Annotated in this window: 19 protein-coding genes and 1 rRNA gene; 11 read left to right on the top strand and 9 right to left on the bottom strand. The window is 69.1% G+C overall.

Annotation, left to right across the window (positions count from 1 at the left end):
* The first annotated feature begins 9 nt into the window (after positions 1–9).
* Positions 10–3,390, top strand: coding sequence for an SbcC/MukB-like Walker B domain-containing protein (locus tag C1925_RS20640; RefSeq protein WP_108770526.1), 3,381 nt, complete (start codon positions 10–12; stop codon positions 3,388–3,390).
* A gap of 96 nt (positions 3,391–3,486) precedes the next feature.
* Here C1925_RS20640 and C1925_RS20635 read toward each other — a convergent pair whose 3' ends face one another.
* Positions 3,487–4,266, bottom strand: coding sequence for a sulfite exporter TauE/SafE family protein (locus C1925_RS20635; RefSeq protein WP_164075305.1), 780 nt, complete (start codon positions 4,264–4,266; stop codon positions 3,487–3,489).
* An 82-nt stretch (positions 4,267–4,348) separates the two neighbouring features.
* Between C1925_RS20635 and C1925_RS20630 the strand changes: the two genes are divergently transcribed.
* Positions 4,349–4,741, top strand: a complete 393-nt coding sequence (locus C1925_RS20630) for a YchJ family protein (protein ID WP_108770783.1) — start codon at positions 4,349–4,351, stop codon at positions 4,739–4,741.
* Here the strand turns inward: C1925_RS20630 and C1925_RS20625 are convergent.
* Positions 4,723–6,027 carry a GGDEF domain-containing protein gene (locus C1925_RS20625; protein ID WP_108770524.1) on the bottom strand — a complete coding sequence of 435 codons (1,305 nt, stop codon included), beginning with the start codon at positions 6,025–6,027 and terminating at the stop codon, positions 4,723–4,725. The genes C1925_RS20630 and C1925_RS20625 overlap by 19 nt on opposite strands.
* A 142-nt stretch (positions 6,028–6,169) precedes the next feature.
* On the opposite strand from C1925_RS20625, the gene egtB reads away from it, so the two are divergent.
* From egtB to C1925_RS20605, 4 genes are all read left to right on the top strand, one after another.
* Positions 6,170–7,441 carry an ergothioneine biosynthesis protein EgtB gene (gene egtB / locus C1925_RS20620; RefSeq protein WP_108770523.1) on the top strand — a complete coding sequence of 424 codons (1,272 nt, stop codon included), beginning with the start codon at positions 6,170–6,172 and terminating at the stop codon, positions 7,439–7,441.
* Positions 7,438–8,424, top strand: a complete 987-nt coding sequence (egtD, locus tag C1925_RS20615; RefSeq protein WP_108770522.1) for an L-histidine N(alpha)-methyltransferase — start codon at positions 7,438–7,440, stop codon at positions 8,422–8,424. The genes egtB and egtD overlap by 4 nt, the downstream gene beginning before the upstream one ends.
* An 87-nt stretch (positions 8,425–8,511) precedes the next feature.
* The gene (locus tag C1925_RS20610) at positions 8,512–10,671 is read left to right on the top strand and encodes a lytic murein transglycosylase (RefSeq protein WP_108770521.1); all 2,160 of its coding nucleotides are present in this window, start codon (positions 8,512–8,514) and stop codon (positions 10,669–10,671) included.
* Between the two features lie 31 nt (positions 10,672–10,702).
* Positions 10,703–11,464 carry a GYF domain-containing protein gene (locus C1925_RS20605; protein WP_108770520.1) on the top strand — a complete coding sequence of 254 codons (762 nt, stop codon included), beginning with the start codon at positions 10,703–10,705 and terminating at the stop codon, positions 11,462–11,464.
* Here C1925_RS20605 and C1925_RS20600 read toward each other — a convergent pair.
* Entirely contained in the window at positions 11,458–12,648 is a 1,191-nt protein-coding gene (locus tag C1925_RS20600; RefSeq protein WP_108770519.1) for a benzoate/H(+) symporter BenE family transporter, read from the bottom strand. The two genes, C1925_RS20605 and C1925_RS20600, sit on opposite strands and share 7 nt — an antisense overlap.
* Positions 12,649–13,222: 574 nt before the next feature.
* On the opposite strand from C1925_RS20600, the gene rrf reads away from it, so the two are divergent.
* Positions 13,223–13,337: ribosomal RNA gene (rrf, locus tag C1925_RS20595) — 5S ribosomal RNA — on the top strand.
* Positions 13,338–13,689: 352 nt separating this feature from the next.
* Here the strand turns inward: rrf and C1925_RS20590 are convergent.
* The 3 genes from C1925_RS20590 to hemH form a co-directional block, all read right to left on the bottom strand.
* Positions 13,690–15,792, bottom strand: a complete 2,103-nt coding sequence (locus C1925_RS20590) for a methyl-accepting chemotaxis protein (RefSeq protein WP_108770518.1) — start codon at positions 15,790–15,792, stop codon at positions 13,690–13,692.
* Between the two features lie 308 nt (positions 15,793–16,100).
* Positions 16,101–16,946: an alpha/beta hydrolase gene (locus C1925_RS20585; protein ID WP_108770517.1), complete on the bottom strand. Its 846-nt coding sequence runs from the start codon at positions 16,944–16,946 to the stop codon at positions 16,101–16,103.
* Positions 16,943–17,905 (bottom strand): ferrochelatase, encoded by a 963-nt coding sequence (hemH, locus tag C1925_RS20580; protein WP_108770516.1) that lies wholly within the window; start codon positions 17,903–17,905, stop codon positions 16,943–16,945. The genes C1925_RS20585 and hemH overlap by 4 nt, the downstream gene beginning before the upstream one ends.
* Before the next feature lie 165 nt (positions 17,906–18,070).
* On the opposite strand from hemH, the gene C1925_RS20575 reads away from it, so the two are divergent.
* From C1925_RS20575 to tatC, 4 genes are all read left to right on the top strand, one after another.
* Complete coding sequence (locus tag C1925_RS20575) at positions 18,071–18,955, top strand: YSC84-related protein (RefSeq protein WP_108770515.1); 885 nt, start codon at positions 18,071–18,073, stop codon at positions 18,953–18,955.
* Between the two features lie 74 nt (positions 18,956–19,029).
* Complete coding sequence (gene tatA / locus C1925_RS20570; protein ID WP_108770514.1) at positions 19,030–19,257, top strand: Sec-independent protein translocase subunit TatA; 228 nt, start codon at positions 19,030–19,032, stop codon at positions 19,255–19,257.
* Between the two features lie 15 nt (positions 19,258–19,272).
* Positions 19,273–19,749: a Sec-independent protein translocase protein TatB gene (gene tatB, locus C1925_RS20565; protein WP_108770513.1), complete on the top strand. Its 477-nt coding sequence runs from the start codon at positions 19,273–19,275 to the stop codon at positions 19,747–19,749.
* Positions 19,746–20,495, top strand: a complete 750-nt coding sequence (gene tatC, locus C1925_RS20560; protein ID WP_108770512.1) for a twin-arginine translocase subunit TatC — start codon at positions 19,746–19,748, stop codon at positions 20,493–20,495. The genes tatB and tatC overlap by 4 nt, the downstream gene beginning before the upstream one ends.
* A 74-nt stretch (positions 20,496–20,569) precedes the next feature.
* On the opposite strand, the gene C1925_RS20555 is transcribed toward tatC, so the two are convergent.
* Genes C1925_RS20555 through C1925_RS20545 form a run of 3 tightly spaced genes read right to left on the bottom strand, consistent with a single transcriptional unit; the run spans position 20,570 to position 24,080 of the window.
* Positions 20,570–21,481, bottom strand: a complete 912-nt coding sequence (locus C1925_RS20555; RefSeq protein WP_108770511.1) for a BPSS1780 family membrane protein — start codon at positions 21,479–21,481, stop codon at positions 20,570–20,572.
* Between the two features lie 51 nt (positions 21,482–21,532).
* Entirely contained in the window at positions 21,533–22,279 is a 747-nt protein-coding gene (locus C1925_RS20550; protein WP_108770510.1) for a glutamine amidotransferase, read from the bottom strand.
* A complete protein-coding gene (locus C1925_RS20545) occupies positions 22,251–24,080 on the bottom strand; it encodes a GspE/PulE family protein (RefSeq protein ID WP_108770509.1) in 1,830 nt (609 codons plus the stop codon). Before C1925_RS20545 ends, C1925_RS20550 begins: the two co-directional genes overlap by 29 nt.
* Between the last annotated feature and the right edge of the window lie 58 nt (positions 24,081–24,138).

Genomic DNA, 24,138 nt, shown 5'->3' with positions numbered 1-24,138 from the left:
GAGCACCGCATGGCCATTTCCAAGCACACTCCCGCCCTGTTCAATGAAGGCCTGCCGGACCCGCGCCTGCAGCAGTTCCGCATGCGCCGCCTGCAGGTGCACAACTGGGGCACCTTCAACGGCCTGACCGAAGTGCCGATCGCCGAGCGCGGCTTCCTGTTCGTCGGCCGTTCCGGCTCGGGCAAGTCGACCCTGCTCGATGCGATGTCCGCGCTGCTGACGCCGCCAGCCATCGTCGACTTCAACGCCGCCGCGCGTGAAGCCGAGCGCAGTGGCCGCGACCGCAACCTGGTCTCCTACGTGCGTGGCGCGTGGGCCGACCAGCAGGACAGCGGCACCGGCGAGATCGCCACCCAGTACCTGCGCAAGGGCGCGACCTGGACCGCACTGGTGCTGGAATACCGCGCCGGCGATGGCCGCGTGGTGTGCCTGGTGCGCCTGCTGTGGATCTCCGGCAACGGCACCTCGGCCGGCGACGTGCGCAAGCACTACATGATCGCCGAGCGCCCGTTCGATATCGCCAAGGACCTCGGTGGCTTCGACCTGGACCTGCGCAAGCTGAAGCAGAAGCTGGCCGACATCCACCACTTCGATACGTTCTCCGGCTACGCCGAGCGCTTCCGCCACCTGCTGGGCATCGACAACGAGATGGCGCTGCGCCTGCTGCACAAGACGCAGTCGGCGAAGAACCTGGGCGACCTCAACGTCTTCCTGCGCGACTTCATGCTGGACACGCCGCGCACCTTCGATGCCGCCGAGCGCCTGATCAGCGATTTCGCCGAACTCGACGGCGCGCACCAGGCGGTGGTCACCGCCCGTCGCCAGGTGGAAACCCTGCTGCCGGCGCGCGCGCACTACACCGAACTGAAGCACATGCATCGCCAGCGCGGCGATGACGAGACCCTCAAGCTGGGCATCGACAGCTTCCGCGAAAGCCGCCGCCAGCTGCTGATCGAAGCACGCCTGCGCGAGATGGACGTGCGCGACCGCGGCCTGCTGGGCGAAGAAGCCCAGCGCCGCGCGGCGCTGGACAACCACACCGAACGCCTGGCCGAGCTGGAACTGCAGCGCCGCCAGCAGGGCGGTGAGCGCATCGAGGAACTGGAACGCGAGCAGGGCCGCGCCGAAGCCGAGCGCGACCGCCGCCTGGCCAAGCAGGCGCAGGCCCGCGAGGCCGCGCGCCACCTGCAGGCCGAACTGCCGGAAGACGCGCACGGTTTCTCCGAACTGGTCGAGCGCGCACAGAACGAACTGCAGGACCGCCAGCGTGCTTCGGCGGCGCTGGACGATGCGATCAGCGAACGGTTGGGCGGCAAGCGCGATGACGAACGTCGCTTCGGCGAAGTGCGTGGCGAACTGGAAGCGATGCAGCGCACGCCGTCCAGCATTCCCGCACCGATGCAGAAGCTGCGCGCACGCCTGGCCGAGGAAACCGGCATTTCGGAAGCCTCGCTACCTTTCGTGGGCGAACTGATCCAGGTCCGCACCGAGGAGCAGAACTGGCAGGGCGCCATCGAGCGCGTGCTGGGTGGCTTCGCGCAGTCGCTGCTGGTGGACGACAAGCACTACAACGAGGTGGCCGACTGGGTGAACCGCACCCACCTCGGCATGCGTTTCACCTACTACCGCGTGCGTCGCAACGACGATGCGTTCGCCCGCGAACCGTCCGCGCGTTCGCTGCTGCACAAGCTGGAACTGCGCGACCACGCCTTCGAAGGCTGGCTGCGTCGCGAGCTGGGCAAGCGCTTCGACTACGAGTGCGTCGATGCCAAGCAGCTGCGCAACGTCGACCGCGGCATCACCCGCGAAGGCCAGGTCAAGCATCCGGGCGACCGCTTCGAGAAGGATGACCGCAGCGCGGTGAACGACCGCCGCCGCTGGATCCTCGGCTTCAACAACCGCGACAAGCTGGTGGTGTTCGAGCGCGAAGCGCAGGAACTGGCCAAGCGCATCGCCAGCTGCGATACCGATATCGCCAGCCTGCGCGGCCAGCGTGACCGCGACAACGAACGCCGCCTGGCCTGCCATGAGCTGATCGGCATCCAGTGGAACGAGATCGACGTGGCCGCGCCGCAGCAGCGCCTGGCCGATATCGAAGCCACCCTGCGCGACCTGCGCGAAGGCAACGCCGACCTGGCCCGCCTGGCCAAGCAGATCGACGCCGTGCGCGCCGATATCGAGCAGGCCCGCCGGACCTATGAAGACACCCGCGTCGAGCGCGGCCAGCTGGTGCGCGAACGCGACCGCCTGGACCGTGCCCGCCAGCAGAGCCGCGCCCTGGTGCTGCCGGCGCTGGCCGAAGACCAGGAAGCCGGCCTGGCCGAGCGCCTGCAGGAGCAGGGCCCGCTCAGCCTGGAAACGCTGGAAGCGCACATGCGCCAGGTCAGCAACGCGCTGAACGAACAGTTGTCGTCCTCGCAGCAGGACGTCAACCGCGTCGAGAACCTGCTGCTGGGCTGCTTCCGCCGCTTCATCCAGCAGTGGCCGGAAGAATCGGGCGACTTCACCGTGTCGGTGGCCTCGGCCGAGGATTTCCTCGCCCGCCTGGAACGCCTGGAGCGCGACGGCCTGCCGCAGCATGAAGAGCGCTTCTTCGACCTGCTGCAGAACCAGAGCAAGAACAACCTGCTGGCCCTGCAGCGCCACAGCGCCGAGGCCCGCAAGTCGATCGGCCAGCGCCTGGACGAGGTCAACGCCAGCCTGGAACAGGTGCCGTTCAACCGCGGCACCCTGCTGACCATCGAGCTGAGCGACCGCCGCCTGCCGGAAGTGGGTGAGTTCCACCTGCAGCTGCGCGAGGTGCTGTCGCAGCAGCAGACCGAACAGCGCGAGCTGGCCGAATCGCAGTTCACCGTGCTGCGCCAGCTGGTCAACCGCCTCGGTTCGCAGGAAGGCGAGGACAAGCGCTGGCGCGAGCTGGTGCTGGACGTGCGCATGCACGTCGAGTTCATCGGCGTGGAGCTGGACGCGGAAACACGCCAGCAGGTCGAGATCTACCGCAGCGGCGCCGGCAAGTCCGGTGGCCAGCGGCAGAAGCTGGCCACCACCTGCCTGGCCGCGGCGCTGCGCTACCAGCTCGGTGGCGCCGACAGCCAGCTGCCCAGCTATGCCGCCGTCGTGCTCGACGAAGCCTTCGACAAGGCCGACAACGAGTTCACCGCGCTGGCGATGAACATCTTCGACAACTTCGGCTTCCAGATGGTGGTCGCCACCCCGCTGAAGTCGGTGATGACGCTGGAGCCGTTCATCGGCGGCGCCTGCTTCGTCGAGATCAGCGGCCGCCACGATTCGGGCGTCCTGCTCATCGAGTACGACGAAGAAGGCAAGCGCCTGAAGCTGCCCGAGCGCAGCCGCCAGCAGGCCAACGAACCGGAAGAAGCCGAGGCCTGACCGCCTCGGCCGGAACGGGAATGCCGGCCAGCGGCCGGCACTACCGGGCCATGAACCCGTCCACAGGTAGTGCCGGCCGCTGGCCGGCAGCAACCATCACGCCCCGCGGAACGTATCCCACGCCATCCGCGCGATCAGCACCACCACCAGCCCCACGAACAGCTTGCGGATGAACGGCGTGCCGCCCTTCAGCGCCAGCCGCGTGCCCACCACCGAGCCGAAGATGTTGGCCGCCGCCATCGGCAGCGCGAACAGCCACAGGATGTTGCCGGTGGGGATGAAGAACGAGATCGCCGCCACGTTCGTCGCCAGGTTCACCACCTTCGACGCTGCCGAGGCGCGCAGGAAATCCAGGCCGAAGAAGCGCACGAACAGGAAGATCAGGAAGCTGCCGGTGCCCGGCCCGAAGAAGCCGTCGTAGAAACCGATCGCCGCGCCGATGGCCAGCGCGATGGCCAGCTCGCGGCGGCCGATCTCCTGCGGCCGGTGCAGTGCACCGAAATCCTTCTTCCACAGCGTGTAGCCCAGCATCGCCACCAGCAGCACCAGAACCAGCGGCCGCACCGCCTCCTTGGGCAGCAGGCTGACCGCGGTGGCACCAGCGAAGGAGAAGATGAAGGCAGTGCCGGCGGCGAACAGCACCGGTTTCCACGGGAAGCGCACGTTGCGCGCATAGCGCCAGGCGGCCGCGCCGGTGCCGAACATCGAACTGAACTTGTTGGTGCCGAACAGCATGGCCGGCGTCTGCTGCGGCAGCACCGTGAACAGGCCCGGCAGCTGCACCAGGCCGCCGCCGCCCACTGCCGCATCGACCAGGCCGGCGATGAAGGCAATCACCACCAACCACCACAACTCAGGGGGAACCAGTTCCAGCACGGCGATCGACACTTGGATGGGGGGCGACAGCATACGCCTATCGCCGATGGATGCTGGCCGCGTACCGCGCGACAATACCGGCATGACCCGCATCCCCGCCGATCCCTGTCCCTGCGGCCTGCCCGCCGACTACGCCGCCTGCTGCGGCCGCTACCACGCTGGCGAGGCCGCCCCGGATGCCGAGCGCCTGATGCGTTCGCGCTACAGCGCCTACGTACGCCAGCTGGCCGACTACCTGCGCCAGACCTGGCACCCGGACACGCGCCCGGCCGAACTTTCGCTGGACGAGGCAACAGGCCAGCGCACCCAGTGGCTGGGCCTGACCGTGAACGATCACACCGTCACCGGCCCCGACAGCGCCGAAGTGCGCTTCACCGCCCGCTACCGCATCGGCGGTGGAAGCGCGGTGCGGATGACCGAGCACAGCCGCTTCCTGCGCATCGACGGCCGCTGGTACTACCTCGACGCGGTCTGAGCCTCGGCGCCGCCGCGCACCGCCAGCACGCGCTGGCCGCCGTGCGCGCAGACCCGGTTGCGGCCTTCTTCCTTGGCCGCATACAGCGCCTGGTCGGCGGCCTTGACCACCCCGGCCGGGCGCGCATCGATGCGGCTGTCGGCCAGGCCGATGCTCACCGTCACCTGCACCACCTGGCCGCTGCCGCCGCGGCCGCGCTGCTGCTGCCCGGCCGCGTCGTCACGGCTGCGCGTGCTGCGGTCGCGCAGCTGCATGCGGCTGTCCTCGATGCTCTGCCTCAGCGCTTCCACCGCATCCACGCAGGCCGGCGCCGCGCGGTCCAGGAACACCACCGCGAACTCCTCGCCGCCATAGCGGAACGCGCGGCCGCCATCGCCCACCCGCGCCAGCCGCGAGGCCACCAGCTTCAGCACGTCATCGCCGGTGTCGTGGCCGTGGGTGTCGTTGAACTTCTTGAAGTGGTCCACGTCCACCATCGCGATGCTGTAGGTGCCGGCGGCACGCTGCAGGGTTTCGTTGAAGGCGCGCCGCCCCGGCAGTCCGGTCAGCTCATCGCGGAATGCCATGTGGAAGGATTCCTGCAGGGCGGCGCCCAGCATCAGCAGCAGTGCGGCCACGCTCAGCGCCGGCAGCAGCGCCGGCTGCAGGAAGATGCGCGGCAGCATCCACCACAGGCACAGCAGCGCCAGCAGCATCGCCGTGTGCAGGGGGCGCGGCCGCCGCCAGGCCTGCCAGCCCAGCGCAGCGGTCGCCGCCAGGAACAGCAGGGCCGGCAGCTGCGCCAGCGCATTCCAGTCGCTCGGAATCCACGCGAAGTGCCGGTTCGACAGCAGGTCATGCATGTCCTGCGGCTGCTGCGCGGCCAGCAGGATGAAGATCGCCAGCAGGGTGCCGCTGCCGATCCCGCGCAGCAGCAGGTCCTGGCGGCGCCGGCCACGCTCGGGCCACAGCGCATGCACGGCAAACAGCAGTGGCAGCCAGGTGGATACCGCATGGAAGCGCAGCGGCGTCAGCGGGCTGACGTAGCCCAGCCGCAGGTAGTGGGCCAGGTCCGGGTGCAGCACCGTGAACACGGCCGCCACCAGCAGCAACAGGCACAGCGTGCGCACCTGGTTGTACATCAGCGCCAGCCCCGCGCCCAGGCAGGCCAGCAACCAGGGCAGCACGCGCTGGCCGGCGCGGCCGACATCCTCGTTGCCCAGGGTGGCCCACAGCACCAGTGCGACCAGCAGGGCGGGCAGCACGAACAGGTAATGCGCAGGCTGGCGGAGCGGATGATCGGACAAGCGGTAATTCCAGCGCGGTCACTACACGGCCGCAGCACTGCCGTTAGCGGCGTTGGCGCAGGGTTCTTGAATGGGCGCGATGTGAATGCGCTGACGCCATGCGATGACATCGCGCTCACCCGTGGCAGCCGAAGCTGGGCCCATGGACAGCGCAACCCTCGCCGTCGCTGCCCCGCAGCGTGAACTCGCCAGCCACTTCGCCCACGTGCGTGGACGCAGCCAGCAGCTGGCCGCACCGCTCAGCGCCGAAGACGCGATGCTGCAGAGCATGGACGATGCCAGCCCGACCAAATGGCACCTGGCCCACACCACCTGGTTCTTCGAGCGCTTCGTGCTGGCCAGCGTACGTGGCCACCAGCCGTGGGATCCGGCCTGGGATTTCCTGTTCAACAGTTACTACAAGAGCCTCGGCCCGGCCCATGCCCGCCCACGCCGTGGCCTGCTGTCGCGGCCCTCGCTGCAGCAGGTGCGCGACTATCGCCGGCACGTCGATGAGCAGGTGCTGGCGCGCCTGGCCGATGGCGATCTCGGTGAAGAGGCGCTGCAGCACCTGCAGCTGGGCCTGCAGCACGAACAGCAGCACCAGGAACTGCTGCTGACCGACATCAAGCACGCGCTGTGGTGCAACCCGCTGCAGCCGCCCTATCGCGAAGACCTCGCGGCGGTCACCAGCGCGGCCAGCGCACAGGGCTGGGTTGCACGGGAAGAAAGCATCGTCAGCGTCGGCGCAGCGCGCTGGCCGCAGCACGCGCCCTTCGCCTACGACAACGAATCGCCGCCGCACCGCGTACTTGTTCCCGCACACGCCATCGCCGAGCGCCCGCTCAGCAACGGCGAGTACCGCGCCTTCGTCGATGCCGGCGGCTACCGCGATCCGCGCTGGTGGCTCAGCGAAGGCTGGGCCCTGTGCGAGGCCGAGGGCTGGCAGCACCCGCTGTACTGGCACGACGACCTGCAGCGCGAGTACACCCTCGGCGGCTGGCGCGCGCTCGATCCACATGCGCCGGTCTGCCACCTCAGCTATTACGAAGCCGACGCCTGCGCGCGTTGGCATGAGGCACGGCTGCCGACCGAATTCGAATGGGAAGCGGTCGCCGCCACGCAGCCGCCCAGCGGCCACTTCGCCGACGACGACCAGCTGCATCCTCATGCAGGGCAGGGCACGGGCCTGCGCCAGCTGTTCGGCGATGTCTGGGAATGGACCTCCAGCGCCTATGGCGCCTACCCCGGCTTCCAGCCCTTCGGCGGCAATCTGGGCGAATACAACGGCAAATTCATGTGTGGCCAGTGGGTGTTGCGCGGCGGCAGCTGCGCCACCCCGCGCGGCCACGTCCGCAGCAGTTACCGCAACTTCTTCAATCCACCGGCGCGCTGGCAGTTCTCCGGCGTGCGCCTGGCGAGGGATCTTCCATGAGTACCGTGCAGGACGCGCTGCAGGCGCTGACCGACCTCACCCCCGGCCGCCAGCAGATCATGGCCGACGCCGTGGCCGGCCTTTCGTGCGCCGCGCGCCAGCTGCCGTCCAAGTATTTCTACGACGCGCGTGGCTCGCGCCTGTTCGAGCAGATCACTCACACCCGCGAGTACTACCCCACGCGCACCGAACTGGCACTGCTCGACAGGGTGCTGCCGGAAATCGCCAGCGCCGTCGGCGCCCATGCCCACGTGGTCGAACTGGGCAGTGGCAGCGGCCGCAAGACCGCCCTGCTGCTGGCCGCCCTGCACGATCCGGTGGCCTACACCCCCATCGAGATCTCGCGCGCCGCGCTGCTGTCCAGCATCGACCACCTCGCCCCGGCGCTGCCGAAGGTGGAGATGCTGCCGGTCTGCGCCGACTTCACCCGCCCGGTGCAGGTCCCCGAACCGGAACGCCAGGCGGCGCGGCGCCTGTTGTTCTTCCCCGGTTCCACCCTGGGCAACTTCGCCGGCGAAGAGGCCATCGCCCTGCTGCGCGCGATGCGCCAGACCATGGGCGGTGACGGCCTGGCGCTGGTCGGCATCGACCTGCACAAGGACCCGGCGCTGATCGAGGCCGCCTACAACGATGCCGACGGCATCACCGCCGCCTTCACCCTCAACCTGCTGGCCCGCCTCAACCGCGAGGTCGGCAGCGATTTCGATCTCGATGGCTTCCGCCACCAGGCCCGCTACAGCACCGCGCGCCTGCGCATCGAAACCGACCTGGTCAGCCAGCGCGAGCAGGACGTGCACCTGGACGGTCAGACCTTCCACTTCCAGGCCGGCGAACCGATCCGGGTCGAGTACAGCCACAAGTACACCGATGCCAGCTTCAACCACCTGCTGCAGCAGGCCGGGCTGGAAACCATCGCCCACTGGAATGCGTCCGATCCGGCGTACGGCCTGCGCCTGCTGCGCGCCTCCGCTGCGCATCGGTAGCGCCGGGCCATGCCTCGCGCCTGCCAGACCGTCTGCCCGCGCTAACATGGCTCCAGCACCGGCAACACGGAGGACGCCATGCCCTTGATGACCACGCTCGGCCTGGCCGCCGCGCTGGCCGCGCCGTTGACGGCGCCACCGACACCCGCCGCTGATCCGGCCTTCGCCCGCTGCATGACGCAGCTGCAGGCCACGGCCACCAAGCAGGGCATCGCCGCGGATCGCTTCGCTGCCATCACCGCCGGCCTGCAGCCCGACCCCAGCGTGCTGCCGCTGCTGGATGCGCAGCCGGAATTCACCACGCCGATCTGGGATTACCTGGCTGCCCTGGTCGATCGCCCGCGGGTGGACGATGGCCGCGCCATGCTGCAGCAGCATCGTGATCTGCTGCAGCGGGTATCGGCCCAGTACGGCGTCGATCCGGCCACCATCGTCGCCGTATGGGGCGTGGAGAGCGATTATGGCCGCGTGTTCGGCAAGCGTCCGCTGCTGCAGTCGCTGGCCACGCTGTCCTGTGCGGGCCGTCGCCAGCCTTTCTTCCGTGGCGAACTGCTGGCGCTCATCAAGCTGATCGAGCAGGGCGACCTGCAGGCGCAGGGACTCACCGGTTCCTGGGCCGGCGCCTTCGGCCACACCCAGTTCATGCCCAGCACCTATGCGCGCATCGCCGTCGACGGTGATGGCGATGGCCGCCGCGATCTGGTGGCCAGCATTCCCGACGCACTCGCCTCCACCGCCAACTATCTCAAGCGCGCCGGTTGGCGCAGCGGCGAGCCGTGGGGCATGGAGGTACGCATTCCCGAGGGCTTCAAGACGGCGCAGGCCGGGCGCACCCAGCGTCGCGCGCTGGCCGACTGGCGCGCACTGGGCATCACCGGCCTGGATGGCAGCGCCCTCGCGCCGCAGGGCCTGCCGGCCGATGCCCGCGCGGCCCTGCTGCTGCCGGCCGGTGCCAAGGGCCCGGCGTTGCTGGTTTTCCGCAACTACGATGCGATCTACAGCTACAACGCCGCCGAAAGCTACGCGCTGGCCATCGCCACCCTGGCCGATCGCCTGCGCGGCGGCAACGGCCTGGCGACCGCCTGGCCCACCGATGATCCCGGCCTCGGCCGCGACGAGCGCCGCCAGCTGCAGACCCTGCTGCTGGCCCGTGGCCACGATATCGGCAGTGCCGATGGCATGATCGGCAATGCCAGCCGGCGCGCGCTCCAGGTCGAGCAGCGCCGCCTGGGCTGGGCCGATGCCGATGGCCGCCCCGGCCAGCGCATCCTGCGCGCGCTGCAGGCCGAACCGCGCACGCCGGCCACACCCACCCGTTTCAGTCTTCCCGCCAACTACAGTGCCGCGCAGTCGCCGGCCTTACGGAGTCGATCCACCGTGCAACAGATCCAGGGTGTCAGCAGCGGCCAGTTCCAGGGACTCGATGCCTGGCTGGTGGAAACCCCCGAAGCCACCGCCGCCATCAGCGTGTTCGGCGGCCAGCTGCTGTCCTTCGTGCCCAAGGGCCAGCCCGACGTGATGTGGCTGTCGCCCAAGCGGGCCGAGCTGCCAACCCCCATCCGTGGCGGCAGCCCGGTGTGCTGGCCGTACTTCGGCCGCCAGGGCCAGGGCAATGACGTGCCGGCGCACGGCTTCGTCCGCACCCTGCCGTGGGAACTGCAGCAGGCGCGCCGCCTCGACGACGGCAGCATCGAGCTGACCCTGGCGCCACCGGCGCTGCAGGATCTCGGCCTGCGCCTGAGCATGACCGTGCGCGTGGGCCGCGAACTGCGCCAGCAGCTGGTCACCGAGAACACCGGCAGCGCACCGGCCACCTTCACCCAGGCCCTGCACAACTACTTCCGCGTGGGCGACGCCACCCGCGTGGAAGTGGACGGCGTGGACGGGGTGACCTACCAGGACAAGTACGAGGACTACGCCCAGACCCGCCGCCAGCAGGGGCCGTGGTCCCTGCGCGATCCGCGCGATCCGGGCCGCAGCGACCGCATCTACAGCCCGGCCGGCGGCCGCTACGTGCTGCGCGACCCGGTGCTCAAGCGCCGCATCGAACTGCGCACCGAAGGCAGCCGCGCGCTGGTGGCCTGGAACCCCGGCGCTGAAGCGGCGGCGAAGATGGCCGACGTTGGCGATGGCTGGCGCGAGTACGTCTGCCTGGAGGCTGCAAACGCCGGTCCGGATGTCGTGACCGTGGCCCCGGGCGGCCGCCACGTGCTGGTGCAGGTGCTGTCCAGCCAGCCCCAGCCCTGAGCTGGGCCCCGTTACAGACAAGGAGCGATGCATGCAGGACGCACAGTGGTACTACGCCAACAGCAGCCAGCGCGAGGGGCCGGTCGACCTGGCCGGCCTGCGGCAGCTGCAGGCCGAGGGCAGGGTAGGGGCCGCCACCCTGCTCTGGTGCGAGGGCATGCCGACCTGGCGCCCGCTGGCCGAACTCGACCCGCCGCCCCAGACGGCCGACGTCGCCGCCCCGGCGGTTGTCGTCGACCGTGGGATCGATGACCCCTACCGCGCGCCCGACACGGCGCCGGCGCTGCTGGCGGGCCCCACGCAGGACAGCCAGCCGCTGGAAGGCGACATGGCGCTGTACGCCGCAGTGGTCGGCCGCAACTTCGCGGTCTACCGGCGGCGCTGGCGGCTGGACCAGGGCGTGCCCCATGCGTCCGGCACCTGGCACTGGCCCGCGTTCCTGTTCGGCCTGCCGTGGATGATGTACCGGCGCATGTACCGGGTGGCGATGCTGTGGGTCGCCGTGCTGGTGGCCAGCAGCGTGGCCGAAGCCCTGCTCGACGTGCCGGAGGCCTTCTCGTCCATCTCAAGCCTGGCGCTGGGCGTTACCGCCGGCGTGTTCGCCAACCACTGGTACCTGCGGCATTGCCAGCGCCAGATCGCCCAGGCCCGCGCGCTGACCGGCAGCGACCCGGCCGCGCTGCAGCAGGAACTGGCCCGGCGCGGCGACGTCAGCTGGCTGGGCCTGGTGCTCAGCCTTGCTGCGGTGCTGGCGCTGCTGGTGGGCCTGGCGTTCCTGCCGACGTCCTATTGAGCCTGCAGCCGTGGGCGCAGCACCAGCAGGCACAGCGAGCCGGCCACCAGGCCCCAGAAGGCCGAACCGATGCCGGCCAGTGACACGCCGGAGGCGGTGACCAGGAAGGTGACCAGCGCGGCCTCGCGGTCGCGTTCCACGGCCAGGGCGCTGGCCAGGCTGTTGCCAATGGTGCCGAACAGGGCGATGCCGGCCACGCAGGCGACCAGTTCCTTGGGGAAGGCAGCAAACAGCGCCGCCACCGTCGCCCCGAACAGGCCGATCAGGATGTAGAAGGCACCGGCGGCCATGGCCGCGGTGTAGCGGCGCGCGGGGTCCTCATGGGCATCGCGGCCCATGCAGATCGCCGCGGTGATCGCCGCCAGGTTCAGTGCATAGGCGCCGAAGGGGGCCAGCAGCGTATTGACCACGCCGATCCAGCCGATCACCGGCGAAATGGGCGCGCTGTAACCAGAGGCGCGCATCACCGCCACCCCGGGGATGTTCTGCGAGGCCATGGTGACCACGAACAGGGGCAGGGCGATGCCGGCCACCGCCTGCCACGACAGCGAGGGCGTCACCCAGTGCGGGGTGGCCAGCTGCAGGTGGAGGTCCTGCGCGTGCAGCAGGCCACGGCTGGCAGCGATGATGATGCCGACCAGCAGAGTGGCGATCACCGCATAGCGCGGGAACAGGCGTCGCCCGGCCAGCCAGGTGGCGAACATCGCCAGGGCGAGCACGACCTGGGTGTTCATCGCCACGAACACATCCAGGCCGAAGCGCAGCAGCACGCCGGCCAGCATGCCCGCCGCCAGCGCCATCGGCACGCGCTGCATCAGCCGGGCGAAGATGCCCGAGAAGCCGGCAATCATGCCCAGCACCGCCGCGAGCAGGAATGCACCCGTGGCCTCGGACAGCGAGGCGCCACCGGCACCCACCACCAGCATTGCCGCACCCGGGGTCGACCAGGCGGTGACCACGGGCACGCGGTAGCGCAGCGAGAGACCAATACAGGTGACGCCCATGCCCAGGCCAAGCGCCCACATCCAGGACGCGATCTGTGCCTGATCTGCGCCGACGGCCTGTGCGGCCTGGAACACGATCACCGCCGAACTGGCGAAGCCCACCAGCACCGTGATGAAGCCGGCCACGATTGCCGGTACCGAAAGATCGCGCCACCACACCTGTCTGACCTGCGTGCCCATCGTTGTCTCTTCTGTATGCATCCGTACATACATAGCGCTTGCGGCGTTGACCGCGCAACGCGCGGGCAACGCCGCAGGGATGCCGGCACGCGTGCCATGCACTGCATACGCGATGCGATTGTCATCTTCCTGAAAAAAAGGGTTGACGAATTCTGCAGGATCTCTAGAATTCGCTCCCTTGCTGCGGCGTGGCAACTTCCTCGGAAGCGACACGCCAACAGCGACGCCACACCGGCGAACGAGTTGATCGAACGAAGGTGTTGACGGACTCGAAAAGTCCGGCATAATAGGCGGCTCGCAACGACGAAATACCTTCGGGTCCAACGACGAAGCGGCATCGGCAACAACGTCCACTCCGGTGAGACGGCCTTGAAAAAAGGTGTTGACGAGGCGGAAAAGCCGGCTATAATGGGCGGCTCGCTACGAAGGAAACTTCGCAGCACGCGGGAATGGCGCTGAGGCCACTTCCCCTGATCTTTGAAAGTATGCGCAGGTATCTTGTGAAGGCGCCTGCAGGAAGGATGATTGTCCATCTTGCAGACGTTTGATCAAGCAACTATTAATTGTTTTACTCCCTGGTGAAATTAGCGCTGTGGAACCACCCGATCCCATCCCGAACTCGGAAGTGAAACGCAGCTGCGCCGATGGTAGTGTGGCTCAAGCCATGCGAGAGTAGGTCATCGCCAGGGTTTACACCCAAAAACCCCGCTGCTCACGCAGCGGGGTTTTTTCTTTGCGCGTGGATAATCATGCTGCGGGAGATTCCGCGCGTGGCGTTCCCCGGTAGAGCCACGCCGTGCGTGGATGTGCCGTGCCGGCAAACGGCATGGAGCAACAGCGGTAATGCCGGCCGCTGGCCGGCAAAAGCGCGGCACAGGCGCCTGCAGGAACAGCGGTGCCAACCAAGGTTGGCATCTACCAGAGCAGCGGCCCGCGTGCATGGAGCAAGGACGGTAGTGCCGGCCGCTGGCCGGCACAGGCAAGGTGCCAACCGCGGTTGGCACCCACCCAAAGCACAAAGCAGGAACCGGGCGTCTGGCCTCAGGCCAGCGCCATCTCCCGCGTTTCCTGCTGCCGGAACACCGCAACCGCTTCACTCAACGTGCCCGCCTGCACCTGCAGCTCGCGTGCGGCGGCAGTGGCTTCTTCAACCAGGGCCGCGTTCTGCTGCGTCGCCTGGTCCATCTGCACCACGGTCTGGTTGATCTGTTCGATGCCGCTGGACTGCTCCTGCGAGGCCGCGGAGATCTCCTGCATCAACGCGCTCACGCTCTGCACGCCGCCGACAATGCCCTGCATGCGCTGGCCGGCGTCGGCCACCAGCTGCGCGCCTTCGCCCACCTCGCGGCCGGCTTCGTCGATGAGCTTCTTGATCTCCTGCGCCGCCGCCGCCGAACGCTGGGCCAACACGCGTACCTCGCTGGCAACCACGGCGAAGCCGCGACCCTGCTCGCCGGCGCGGGCGGCCTCCACCGCGGCGTTCAGGGCCAGGATGTTGGTCTGGAACGCGATACCGTCGATGACGCCGGTGATGTCACCGATGCGACGCGAGGCGGCTTCGATGGCCTGCATTGTGGTGACCACCCGCTGCATGGCCACGTTGCCCTCGTTGGCCGCGCCCTGCGTGGTGCTGGCCAGGTCACTGGCCTGGCGTGCGTGGCTGGCGTTCTGCCGCACGGTGGCGGTCAGTTCCTCCATCGACGCGGCCGTCTCCTGCAGGTGCGCGGCCTGGCGCTCACTGCGCTCGGACAATGCATCGTTGCCGGAGGCAATCTCGTTGGCGGCACCACGGATCGCGCCGGCACTGCGCTGGATGCGACCGACCATGCGCGCCAGCTGGGTCGCCGTGACATTGGCGTCGCGCTGGATCGCGGCAAACGCACCGTGGTATTCGCCTTCCATGCGCCGGTCGAGCTCACCGCGGGCGAGTGCGGCCAGCATCTGTCGAACCTCTTCCACGGTGCCGCCGACCGTCGCCATCAACTGGTTGATGCCACCGGTCAGGCCGTCCAGGAAGCTGGCGCCCTCACTGGCCTGCAGGCGCTGGTCCAGATCGCCGGCCGCCGCTGCCGCCACGATGCCGGCCACTGAATTCTCCAGCGTCAGCTCATGCGTGCGGTCATGCCACTCCACGGCAAACCCCAGGCGCATGCCTTGTGCATCGAACACCGGCGTGACCACCTGGGCGAAGTGCACCGGGCCGATCTGGATCTTGCCGTTATGGGTGACCTGCAGCGTGTTGAGGATGGCGCGGATGCGGTCGGGGTTGGCGTGGAAACGATGGATGCTGCTGCCGACCAGCTGTTCGGCATCGAAATCGGGGAAGGCCTGGCGCAGGTTCGCCTGCTGGTTGCGCAGCAGGGCCACCACCGAATGGTTTACGTAACGGATCACGTGGTCGTTGTCGGCGATCATCATTGCCGTACGCGAGACATCCAACGCCTGGCGGATCTGTGCGTTGTCGGCATGACCCTGTACCTGGCGTTCGCGCTGCGCCTGCACGTGGCGGGCGGTGTCGGCCAGGGCGTGGGCCAGCGAACCTGCGGCGTAATCCTGCACGTTGCCGTGCGCGGACAGGTCGGCGCCGGTGGCGATATCGCGGGCAAGGGCGGCCAGCCGCTGAGGGCCATGGCCCAGCGCCTCGCTCTGCTGGCGCAGGCGCGCGGCGGTCTGGCCGAGCACGGCCGCAAGCGCGGCCAGCGCCGCCGCGTGCAACACGGCCGGCAGTACCGCGGCGCCCTGCACCAGCGGCAGCAGCAGGGCGATCACCCCGACCGCGCCGGCCAGCCACAGTGGCAGACGGTCGCGATGACCCAGCAGGACCCCCAGCAGCACGGCGATCGGCAACGCCGGGCCGAGGCCACCCAGATGGCAGAGCAGGCTGAGCTGGATGGCGACGAGCACCGCAAGGCCATTGCGGGCCAGCGGCGTGCCGGCCTGCGGGCCGCCCAGCCACGCGGCAGGCAGCACGGCGGATGCCGCCAGCGCGGCCATCAGCCCGCCTTGGCTGCCTACGGCAAGGCCCAGCCCAAGCAGGGCCATGAAGGCGCTGCCCAGCAGCAGGCGGCGATCACCGCGTCGTGCGAGCTGTTGCAGGTAGGGAAGGCGGCCCTGGTCGGGCGGACGGGGGGATGCAATGGACATCGGCGACTCCTGGATCAACGGACGGCAACGGCCCCGCAAACCCGCCCGCGCGACGGCGGGACGGTGGCAGGGCAAGGGTTGCGAAAGGGGGAGGTGGAGCAGGCAGGCACCGGGGCCACGTCCTGTGGGCGATGGTGCGGACAGAAAGACATGCGGGCTTCCTTGCAGGACCACGAACAGCCGCAGGCCCGACCGGGCCCGCGTGCTGCGGGCGCAGGGGCCCGCAACTGTTCTATCGGCCGCGCGCGCGTGGAGTGAAGCGCACGCGGCGGTTCCCGCTCAGCCGCGGTTGCGGTGAAGCAACGCGATCAGACGGCGAGGAAGCCGTTGATGACCTCGGCGATCTGCGCTGGCTGTTCCATGTGCAGATGGTGGTTGCCCGGGAACACCGCCAGGCGGCCGTCGCGCAGGTGCTGCAGGCGCTGGCTGCGCCCCGGCTCGGGATAGTAGGACTGTGCCGGCGTGGCGTAGATCACCTGGGTGGGGCAGGCGATGGCCTGCAGCAGATTGTCGATCTGCCCTTCGCTGAGGCGGATGGCGGTGGGCAGCATCAGGCGCGGATCGCTGCACCAGCGGTAGCCGCCTTCCACCGGCTCGACGCCGCGCTCGACCAGCAGGCGGGCGCAGCCTTCGCTGAGCTGGTTGGTCATCATCCGCGCGCGGATGGGCGCGGCCAGTTCGGGGAACACGCGCAGCTGCTTGCGGGCCAGGGCGCGGGTGGCATTCACATGCTCGCGCAGGCGATCGGCGGTTTCTTCTTCCGGCCCGCGCAGGCCGCCCAGCGCCTCGATGGCGACCAGCCGCTCGACGCGATCACTGACGGCGGCGGTGAGACTGGCGATGCCGGCGCCCATCGAATGGCCCATCAGGGTGAAACGGTCCCAGCCCAGCGCGTCGGCGACATCGAGCACGTGGGTGATCGCCGCCGGTGTGGTGTAGACCGCGCCGGCCGGCAGGTGGGCGCTGTGGCCGTGGCCGGGCAGGTCGATGGCCACCAGCTCCACCTCGGCCAGGTGCGGCGCCAGCGGTACGAAGCTGGCGGCGTTGTCCAGCCAACCATGCAGGGCAAGCACGCGGGTGCCACCGGCAGTGCCGCCGCGCAGGCCCGCCACGCGCGCGCCCGCCACGTCCATCGCGAACGGTTGCAGGCTCATGCCAGCGATGCCACGGCGAGGCGTGCCAGGGCACGGGCGTGTTCGGGTTCGGCGTTGAGGCACGGGATGTAGCGCATCTGCGCGCCGCGCTCGGCCAGCGTTTCAGTGAAGCCCATCGCCACTTCTTCCAGCGTTTCCAGGCAGTCGGTGGCGAAGCCCGGGCAGACCACGTCGATCTGCTTCACGCCCGATTCGGCCAGCGCCCACAGGCTCGGTTCGGCGTAGGGCTGCAGCCAGCGTTCGCGGCCGAAGCGCGACTGGTAGCCGAGCTGCCATTCATCGGCAGCCAGCCCCAGTGCCTTGGCGATGGCCTGCGCGCTGGCTTCGCAGCGCTGCGGGTACGGATCGCCGGCGTCGGCCAGGCGCTGCGGAATGCCGTGGAAGGAAAACACCAGCTTCTGGCCGCGGCCGTGCTGTTGCCAATAGCGCTGGATGGAGCCGGCGACCGCGGCGACCCAGTCCGGGTCGACCGAGTAATCCTGCACCAGGCTGATGGTGATGCCGGGATGGCGGCGCTGCCAGTCATCCACGCGGTCCTCGATCGAGGCGGTGGTGGTGGTCGAATACTGCGGGTACAGCGGCAGCACGACGATGCGGCGCACGCCTTCGGCGGCCAGGCGGTCGAGCTCGGCGGTGAGCGCCGGTGCGCCGTAGCGCATGGCATGGCGCACCCGCAGGCTGGGCAGCAGGGCCTGCATGGCCTCGGCCAGGCGGCGGGTATGCACCATCAGCGGCGAGCCTTCCGGCAGCCACACCATGGCGTACTTCGCGGCTGAACGGCCACTGCGCAGCGGCAGGATGAGCCCACGCAGCAGCGGCTGCCAGAGCAGCGCCGGAATCGAGACCACGCGGGGGTCGGACAGGAATTCAGCCAGGTAACGACGGACGGCGGGGGCCGTCGGCGTCTCGGGCGTGCCTAGGTTGACCGCCAGCACGGCGGTATCGGGTGCGTCGAGCATGAGGGCTATTGTCGCCGATCCGATGCCGCGCCGGGATGCAGGGTTTGGATCGTGTCGATGCAGGGCGTTTATCCGCATGCGCCACGCTCATTGGATATTCATCACAACGCTACTAATTTCAGTCACTTGCTATATCTTCCTATGGACTGACTTCTGGAGCCCGCCATGCGTCGCCCGATCCAAGCCCTGCTGATCGCCGCCAGCCTGCTGTCCAGCCAGGCCATGGCCGGACCGCAGGAAGACCAGCGCGCCCGCAACGCGGTGCGTGTGCTGGCTGAAATCCAGGAAATTCCCGATCAGGGCATTCCGGACAAGTTGCTCGACGAAGGCCGCGCGGTCATCGTCATTCCCGACACGATCAAGGCCGGTCTGGTCATCGGCGGTCGCCGTGGCCATGGCCTGATGTCGGTGCGCATGCCCAATGGCGCCTGGTCCAACCCGGTGTTCATCAAGCTCACCGGCGGCAGCATCGGCTTCCAGGCCGGCGTGCAGTCCTCCGACGTGGTGCTGGTGTTCCGCAACGACCGCAGCCTCGACAATCTGGTCAATGGCAAGTTCACCCTGGGCGCCGATGCCGGCGTGGCCGCCGGTCCGGTGGGCCGCAATGCCGCCGCCGCCACCGATGGCCAGCTGAAGGCCGAGATCTGGTCGTGGTCGCGTGCCCGCGGCTTGTTCGCCGGCGTCGCCCTGGATGGCGCGGTGCTGCAGATCGACGATGCCGCCAACCTCGACGCCTACGGCAGCAACACCACGCCGCGGATGATCTTCGAAGGTCGCGCCGCCGGTTCGCCGTCGATGGACGTGGTCGCCTTCCGTGACCGCCTGGAAGAAGCCACCTACGCCGCGCGCAACAACCGCACCGGCAACGGTGGCACTGCAAGCGCACCGCCGCCGCCGGTCCAGGCGCCTGTTCAGGCACCGGTCGCGGCCCCGGCCGAAGCGACCACCGCGCCGCTGCAGAACATGCCGCAGAACCCGCCGCCGGCACAGCAGGGTTTCCAGCCGGTCGGCGACGGTGAAATCCGCACCGAGACGCTGGGCGGCAACTGACTTTCGTCACGCGCGCCGGCTTACAGCCGGTGCGCTATGCTCGACAGCCTGATCACAACGTAACGAGTGTCTTTATGGGCAGTTTGAGCATCTGGCATTGGTTGATTGTCCTGGCCGTGGTTCTGTTGGTGTTCGGCACCAAGCGGCTGACCAGTGGTGCCAAGGACCTCGGCTCGGCGGTGAAGGAATTCAAGAAGGGCATGCGCGACGACGACAAGCCGTCGGCGCAGCTGGGCGACGAGTCGCGCAGCCAGGACGCCTCGCGCACGGCGCAGGACGAGCACGACCGCAACGCGCGTTGATCCGGAGCGGTTGCGGTGTTTGATATTGGTTTCAGCGAACTGCTGGTGATCGCGGTGGTCGCCCTGGTGGTGCTCGGTCCCGAGCGCCTGCCCAAGGCGGCCCGCTTCGCCGGCCTGTGGGTGCGTCGCGCCCGCAACCAGTGGGACTCGGTGAAGCAGGAGCTGGAGCGCGAACTGCAGGCCGAGGAGATCAAGCGGCAGATGCAGGACGTGCGGCAGAGCATGCAGGACACCGAGAGCCAGCTGCGCGCCAGCGGCGAAGCGGTGCGGCGCGAGGCAGCGCAGGCACAGCAGCAGGGCGATGACCTGGCCCAGGAAGTGCGCGCGCCGGCCCCGGCGCAGACGCCGCCGCACCTGGCCGATGAGGTCCCGGCGCCCGTGGCGGCGCAGGATGTCGTTTCAGCACCCGATGCCCCAGCGCAGCCGGCCGCTTCCGCGCCTGCTGACACCCCCGTGGCCGATGCGCCCGTTCCGCCGGAGCGCCAGCCATGAGCGACCATGATTTCGGTGAAAGCTCGCTGGTCGAGCACCTGGTCGAACTGCGCGCGCGGCTGATCCGCGGGCTGCTCGGTTTCGGCGTGGTGCTGCTGGGCCTGCTGCCGTTCACCCAGAAGCTCTACAACGCGCTGGCCGAACCGCTGGTGTCGCAGCTGCCGAACGGGCAGACGATGATCGCCACCAACCCGGCCGGTGCGTTCTTCGCGCCGTTGAAGCTGACCTGCTTCGTGGCCCTGTTCGTGGCCGTGCCGTGGCTGCTGTACCAGCTGTGGGCGTTCGTCGCCCCCGGCCTGTACGCGCGCGAGAAGCGCCTGGCGGTGCCGCTGCTGGTGTCGTCGGTGCTGCTGTTCTACACCGGCTGCGCGTTCGCCTACTTCCTGGTGCTGCCGGCGGTGTTCCACTTCCTCACCACCTTCAGCCCGGAAGTGATCGCGATCACCCCGGATGCGAACGCCTACCTGGATTTCGTGCTGGCGATCTTCTTCGCCTTCGGCGGCAGCTTCGAGCTGCCGGTGGCGATGGTGATCCTGGTGCTGCTGGGCTGGGTGACGCCGCAGCAGTTCAAGGAAGGCCGCGGCTACGCGGTGGTCGGCATCTTCGTGCTGGCCGCGGTGCTGACCCCGCCGGACGTGGTCTCGCAGCTGATGCTGGCGATCCCGATGTGCCTGCTCTACGAGCTGGGCATCCACGCCGCACGTTGGCTGGTGCCGTCTGCAGCGGTGAAGAAGCCCGCTGCCTGATACGGGAACGCCGGGCATGGCCCGGCGTTCTTCATTGATCCGTTTCATCCACGCATGGCGTGGATCTACCCAGGTCAGGCGTGGAAGACGTCGTTCTGCGGCGGGGTGGCCGGCACCGGCGGTGCGGCGCGGTTGCCGCGGTGGACGAACATCTGTTTCCAGGCGGCATAGACCGCGCCGACGTACAGCGGCATCACCACCGTGGTCAGCACCAGCTGGGCGATGAACGCCGCCGCCAGCGGGCCGCCGATCAGCATCGCGATCTGGATGACGATGACGAACAGGATGTAACCGCAGAACGCCGCGATCAGGCCCAGCACCGCGAACACGGTCATCGCCACGATGTTCTCGATGCAGCCCTGCAGGCTCAGGCGCAGCGCGTGCATGCCGCTCTGCTTGTCGAACACCACCAGCGCCGGCTGGGTGAACATCGCCAGCGACAGGCCCACCGCGGTGACGAACACCAGGAACAGCCACAGGGCGATGCGCTTGGCCGGCAGGTTGGCCACCAGGTTCGCCGCATCATCCGGGCTGATCTGCTGGCCGCTGCGGCTGATCTGCTCCATCTTGGTCATGACCTCGCTGAAGGCGGCAAAGCCTTCGCGGCCGATCATCAGGAACAGCAGCACGCCCAGCAGCAGCACCGCCAGCACCTGGATGGCCAGCGGCACCAGCAGGTGGCTGACGCGGTGGTCGCGGATCGGCTGCAGCAGGTGCGAGGCCAGGCCGGGACGGCCCTCGTCGATCTCGCCCATCGCGTACAGCATGCCGCCGAACATCACCGGCGAAATGGCCAGGGTCATCAACTGCACGGCCAGGCCGGCGGCACCCGGGATCAGGGTCGACAGCAGGGTGACCACCCAGCTGACCACCAGCCAGGTGAGGCCGATCCGGGCCAGCTGCAGCGGCGCACGCCGGTACAGCGCGAACGTATCCAGCAACCACTGGGCGCCCGCCGAAGCCGGCAGCTTGCGAATCTCTTTCATGGACATCCGGGAAGGGACAGAAGGGGGCCGGGCGGGTGCCCGTGCCGCCGATTATCCCTGTTTTGCGACCGGCTGGGCTGAAGACTGGCGGGCCTGGCGGACGAAGCGCCGCAACAGCTGGCGGGCCAGGGGCGCGGCGCTGACCGCGCGCTCGATGCTGCGCGCGCAGCCGCCGTGGCGGCCGATGCAGTCGGCGCGGGCACGGATGTAGCCGCGCATGTGGTGGGTGGCGAACTCGGGGTGGAACTGCACGCCCCAGGCTTGGCGGCCCCAGCGGAAGGCGTGGCAGCCATCCAGCGGCGAGCGCGCGAGCACCGCGGCACCCTCGGGCGCGCGCAGCACGGTCTGCATATGGGTGGCGTGGGCCGGGAAGTGGCTGGGCAGGCCGCCGAACAGCGGATCCTCGGCGGCGGCCGGGTCCAGCGCCAGTTCGATCGTGCCCGACTCGCGCCCGGCCGGGTTGTAGGCCACCTCACCGCCGAGCGCGTGCGCCAGCAGCTGGTGGCCGTAGCAGATGCCGAACACCGGCATGCCGTCGTGGGCGACCTGGCGCAGCCACGCCGCGCTGCGCTCGCTCCATTCGGCGTGGTCGGTGACGTAGGCGGCCGAGCCGGTCACCAGTACGCCGGCGAAGCCGCGGGCGTCGGGCAGGTGGCCGCCGTGCTCGACGTCGACCACCACCGTCTCGTGTTCTTCCAGCCCGGCGGCGACGCGGATCCAGTGCGGAAAACGGCCGTAGCGCCGCAGCGACGGCACCGGGCGGCCGGTTTCAAGGATCAGGAACGGTGCTGGATTCATCAGGGGGCGGCAGGACTGACAGGACTTCCTCGATTGTAGTCAGCCCCTGCGCCACCTTTTCAAGCCCCGCCTGGCGTAGGGTTCGCAGTCCTTCAGCCTGTGCGGCACGTCCGAAAGCGGCCAGATCCATGTCCGCCCGGATCAGCCTGCGCAGCCGCGAACCCAATGGCAGCAACTCATACAGGCCGATGCGGCCGAGGAAACCGGTGCGCCGGCACTCCAGGCAACCGACCGGCCGACAGGGCGTGGCGGCATCTGGATATGCAGCATGGCTATCAGCCAGCACCGCCCAATCGGACGCGCCGAGGGTGTGCGGCTGCTTGCAGTGCGGGCACAGGGTGCGCACCAGGCGCTGGGCGAGGATGCCGTTGATGGTGCTGGCCAGCAGGTAGTGCGGCACGCCGATGTCGAGCAGGCGGGTGATGGCCGAGGCCGCATCGTTGGTGTGCAGGGTGGACAGCACCAGGTGGCCGGTCAGCGAGGCCTGCACCGCCATCTGCGCGGTCTCCAGGTCGCGGATCTCACCGATCATGATGATGTCCGGGTCCTGTCGCAGCAGGGTGCGCACGCCGCTGGCGAAGTCCAGGTCGATGTTGGCCTGCACCTGCATCTGGTTGAACTCCGGCGAGATCATCTCGATCGGGTCCTCCACCGTGCACACGTTCACGTCCGGGGTGGCCAGCCGCTTCAGGGTGGAATACAGGGTGGTGGTCTTGCCCGAACCGGTCGGGCCGGTGACCAGCACGATGCCGTGCGGACGCTCGACCAGCGCATTCCAGCCGGCGGCCTCCTGCGGGCTGAAACCAAGCTGGTCGATGCTCTTGAAGGCGGCATCCGGGTCGAAGATGCGCATCACGCACTTCTCGCCGAAGGCGGTGGGCATGGTCGACAGGCGCATCTCGACCTCGCGGCCGCCCGGCGAACGGGTCTTGATGCGGCCATCCTGCGGGCGCCGGCGCTCGGCCAGGTCCATGCGGCCGAGCACCTTGATGCGGCTGACCACAGCGGTCATCACCGCCGGCGGCACCTCGAACACCTTGTGCAGCACGCCATCGATGCGGAAGCGCATGCGCCCCATCTCGCGGCGCGGCTCCAGGTGGATGTCCGAGGCGCGTTGTTCATAGGCGTACTGCAGCAGCCAGTCGACGATGTGGACGATGTGCTGGTCGTCGGCGTTGACGTCACCGGCGCGGCCCAGCTCGACCAGCTGCTCGAAGCTGGGCAGGGTCGTGTTGGCTTCGCCGCGCACGTCGCCGCGGGCCCCGCGCACCGAGCGGGTGACCCCGAAGAACTCCATGGTGTAGCGGTGCAGGTCCAGCGGATTGACCATCGCCAGCTCGATCTGGCGCCGGGTCAGGTGCTGCAGGTCGCGGCGCCATTCCTGCGCCAGCGGCTCGCTGGTGGCCACCAGCACGCGCTCGGCGTCGACCGCCAGCGGCAGGAAACGGTGGCGGCGGGCATAGGCGTGGGAGGCCACGGCGGTGACCGAGGCGACGTCGACGCGGGTCGGGTCGATGCGCAGGTAGCGGCAGCCGGTGCGCCGGGCCAGCCATTCGGTCAGCCGTTCCAGGCTGAGCTCGCCGCCCTCGCTGGCGGCCAGCTTGAGGTTGGACAGCAGCACCAGCGGGTGCACTTCGCTGGCGTTGCGCGCGCCCTGTGCTGAAAAGCGCACGCGGTCGCGGTCACGTTCGGCGATGAGGCCATCGGCCAGTGCGGCAGCGGCCACCTGCTCGAACTGCAGGCGCCCTGGTGGCAACGGGGCCGGTGCCCCGGGCGTGCCTGCCGGCAGCCGGTGTTCCATCTGCCTGCTCCTCCCGGGTACGGAATGCCCCGCAGGTCGGCCGTTATACTAGCGCACC

Origin of the sequence: Stenotrophomonas sp. SAU14A_NAIMI4_5, assembly GCF_003086795.1 — a bacterium.
GTDB lineage: Bacteria > Pseudomonadota > Gammaproteobacteria > Xanthomonadales > Xanthomonadaceae > Stenotrophomonas.
This window is presented reverse-complemented; position numbering and strand designations above follow the sequence as displayed.

Coding starts and splice junctions, on each gene's coding strand:
- C1925_RS20640 (WP_108770526.1), top strand. CDS start 10: ATGGCCATTTCCAAGCACACTCCCGCCCTGTTCAATGAAGGCCTGCCG.
- C1925_RS20630 (WP_108770783.1), top strand. CDS start 4,349: ATGACCCGCATCCCCGCCGATCCCTGTCCCTGCGGCCTGCCCGCCGAC.
- egtB (WP_108770523.1), top strand. CDS start 6,170: ATGGACAGCGCAACCCTCGCCGTCGCTGCCCCGCAGCGTGAACTCGCC.
- egtD (WP_108770522.1), top strand. CDS start 7,438: ATGAGTACCGTGCAGGACGCGCTGCAGGCGCTGACCGACCTCACCCCC.
- C1925_RS20610 (WP_108770521.1), top strand. CDS start 8,512: ATGACCACGCTCGGCCTGGCCGCCGCGCTGGCCGCGCCGTTGACGGCG.
- C1925_RS20605 (WP_108770520.1), top strand. CDS start 10,703: ATGCAGGACGCACAGTGGTACTACGCCAACAGCAGCCAGCGCGAGGGG.
- C1925_RS20600 (WP_108770519.1), bottom strand. CDS start 12,648: ATGGGCACGCAGGTCAGACAGGTGTGGTGGCGCGATCTTTCGGTACCG.
- C1925_RS20590 (WP_108770518.1), bottom strand. CDS start 15,792: ATGTCCATTGCATCCCCCCGTCCGCCCGACCAGGGCCGCCTTCCCTAC.
- C1925_RS20585 (WP_108770517.1), bottom strand. CDS start 16,946: ATGAGCCTGCAACCGTTCGCGATGGACGTGGCGGGCGCGCGCGTGGCG.
- hemH (WP_108770516.1), bottom strand. CDS start 17,905: ATGCTCGACGCACCCGATACCGCCGTGCTGGCGGTCAACCTAGGCACG.
- C1925_RS20575 (WP_108770515.1), top strand. CDS start 18,071: ATGCGTCGCCCGATCCAAGCCCTGCTGATCGCCGCCAGCCTGCTGTCC.
- tatA (WP_108770514.1), top strand. CDS start 19,030: ATGGGCAGTTTGAGCATCTGGCATTGGTTGATTGTCCTGGCCGTGGTT.
- tatC (WP_108770512.1), top strand. CDS start 19,746: ATGAGCGACCATGATTTCGGTGAAAGCTCGCTGGTCGAGCACCTGGTC.
- C1925_RS20555 (WP_108770511.1), bottom strand. CDS start 21,481: ATGAAAGAGATTCGCAAGCTGCCGGCTTCGGCGGGCGCCCAGTGGTTG.
- C1925_RS20550 (WP_108770510.1), bottom strand. CDS start 22,279: ATGAATCCAGCACCGTTCCTGATCCTTGAAACCGGCCGCCCGGTGCCG.
- C1925_RS20545 (WP_108770509.1), bottom strand. CDS start 24,080: ATGGAACACCGGCTGCCGGCAGGCACGCCCGGGGCACCGGCCCCGTTG.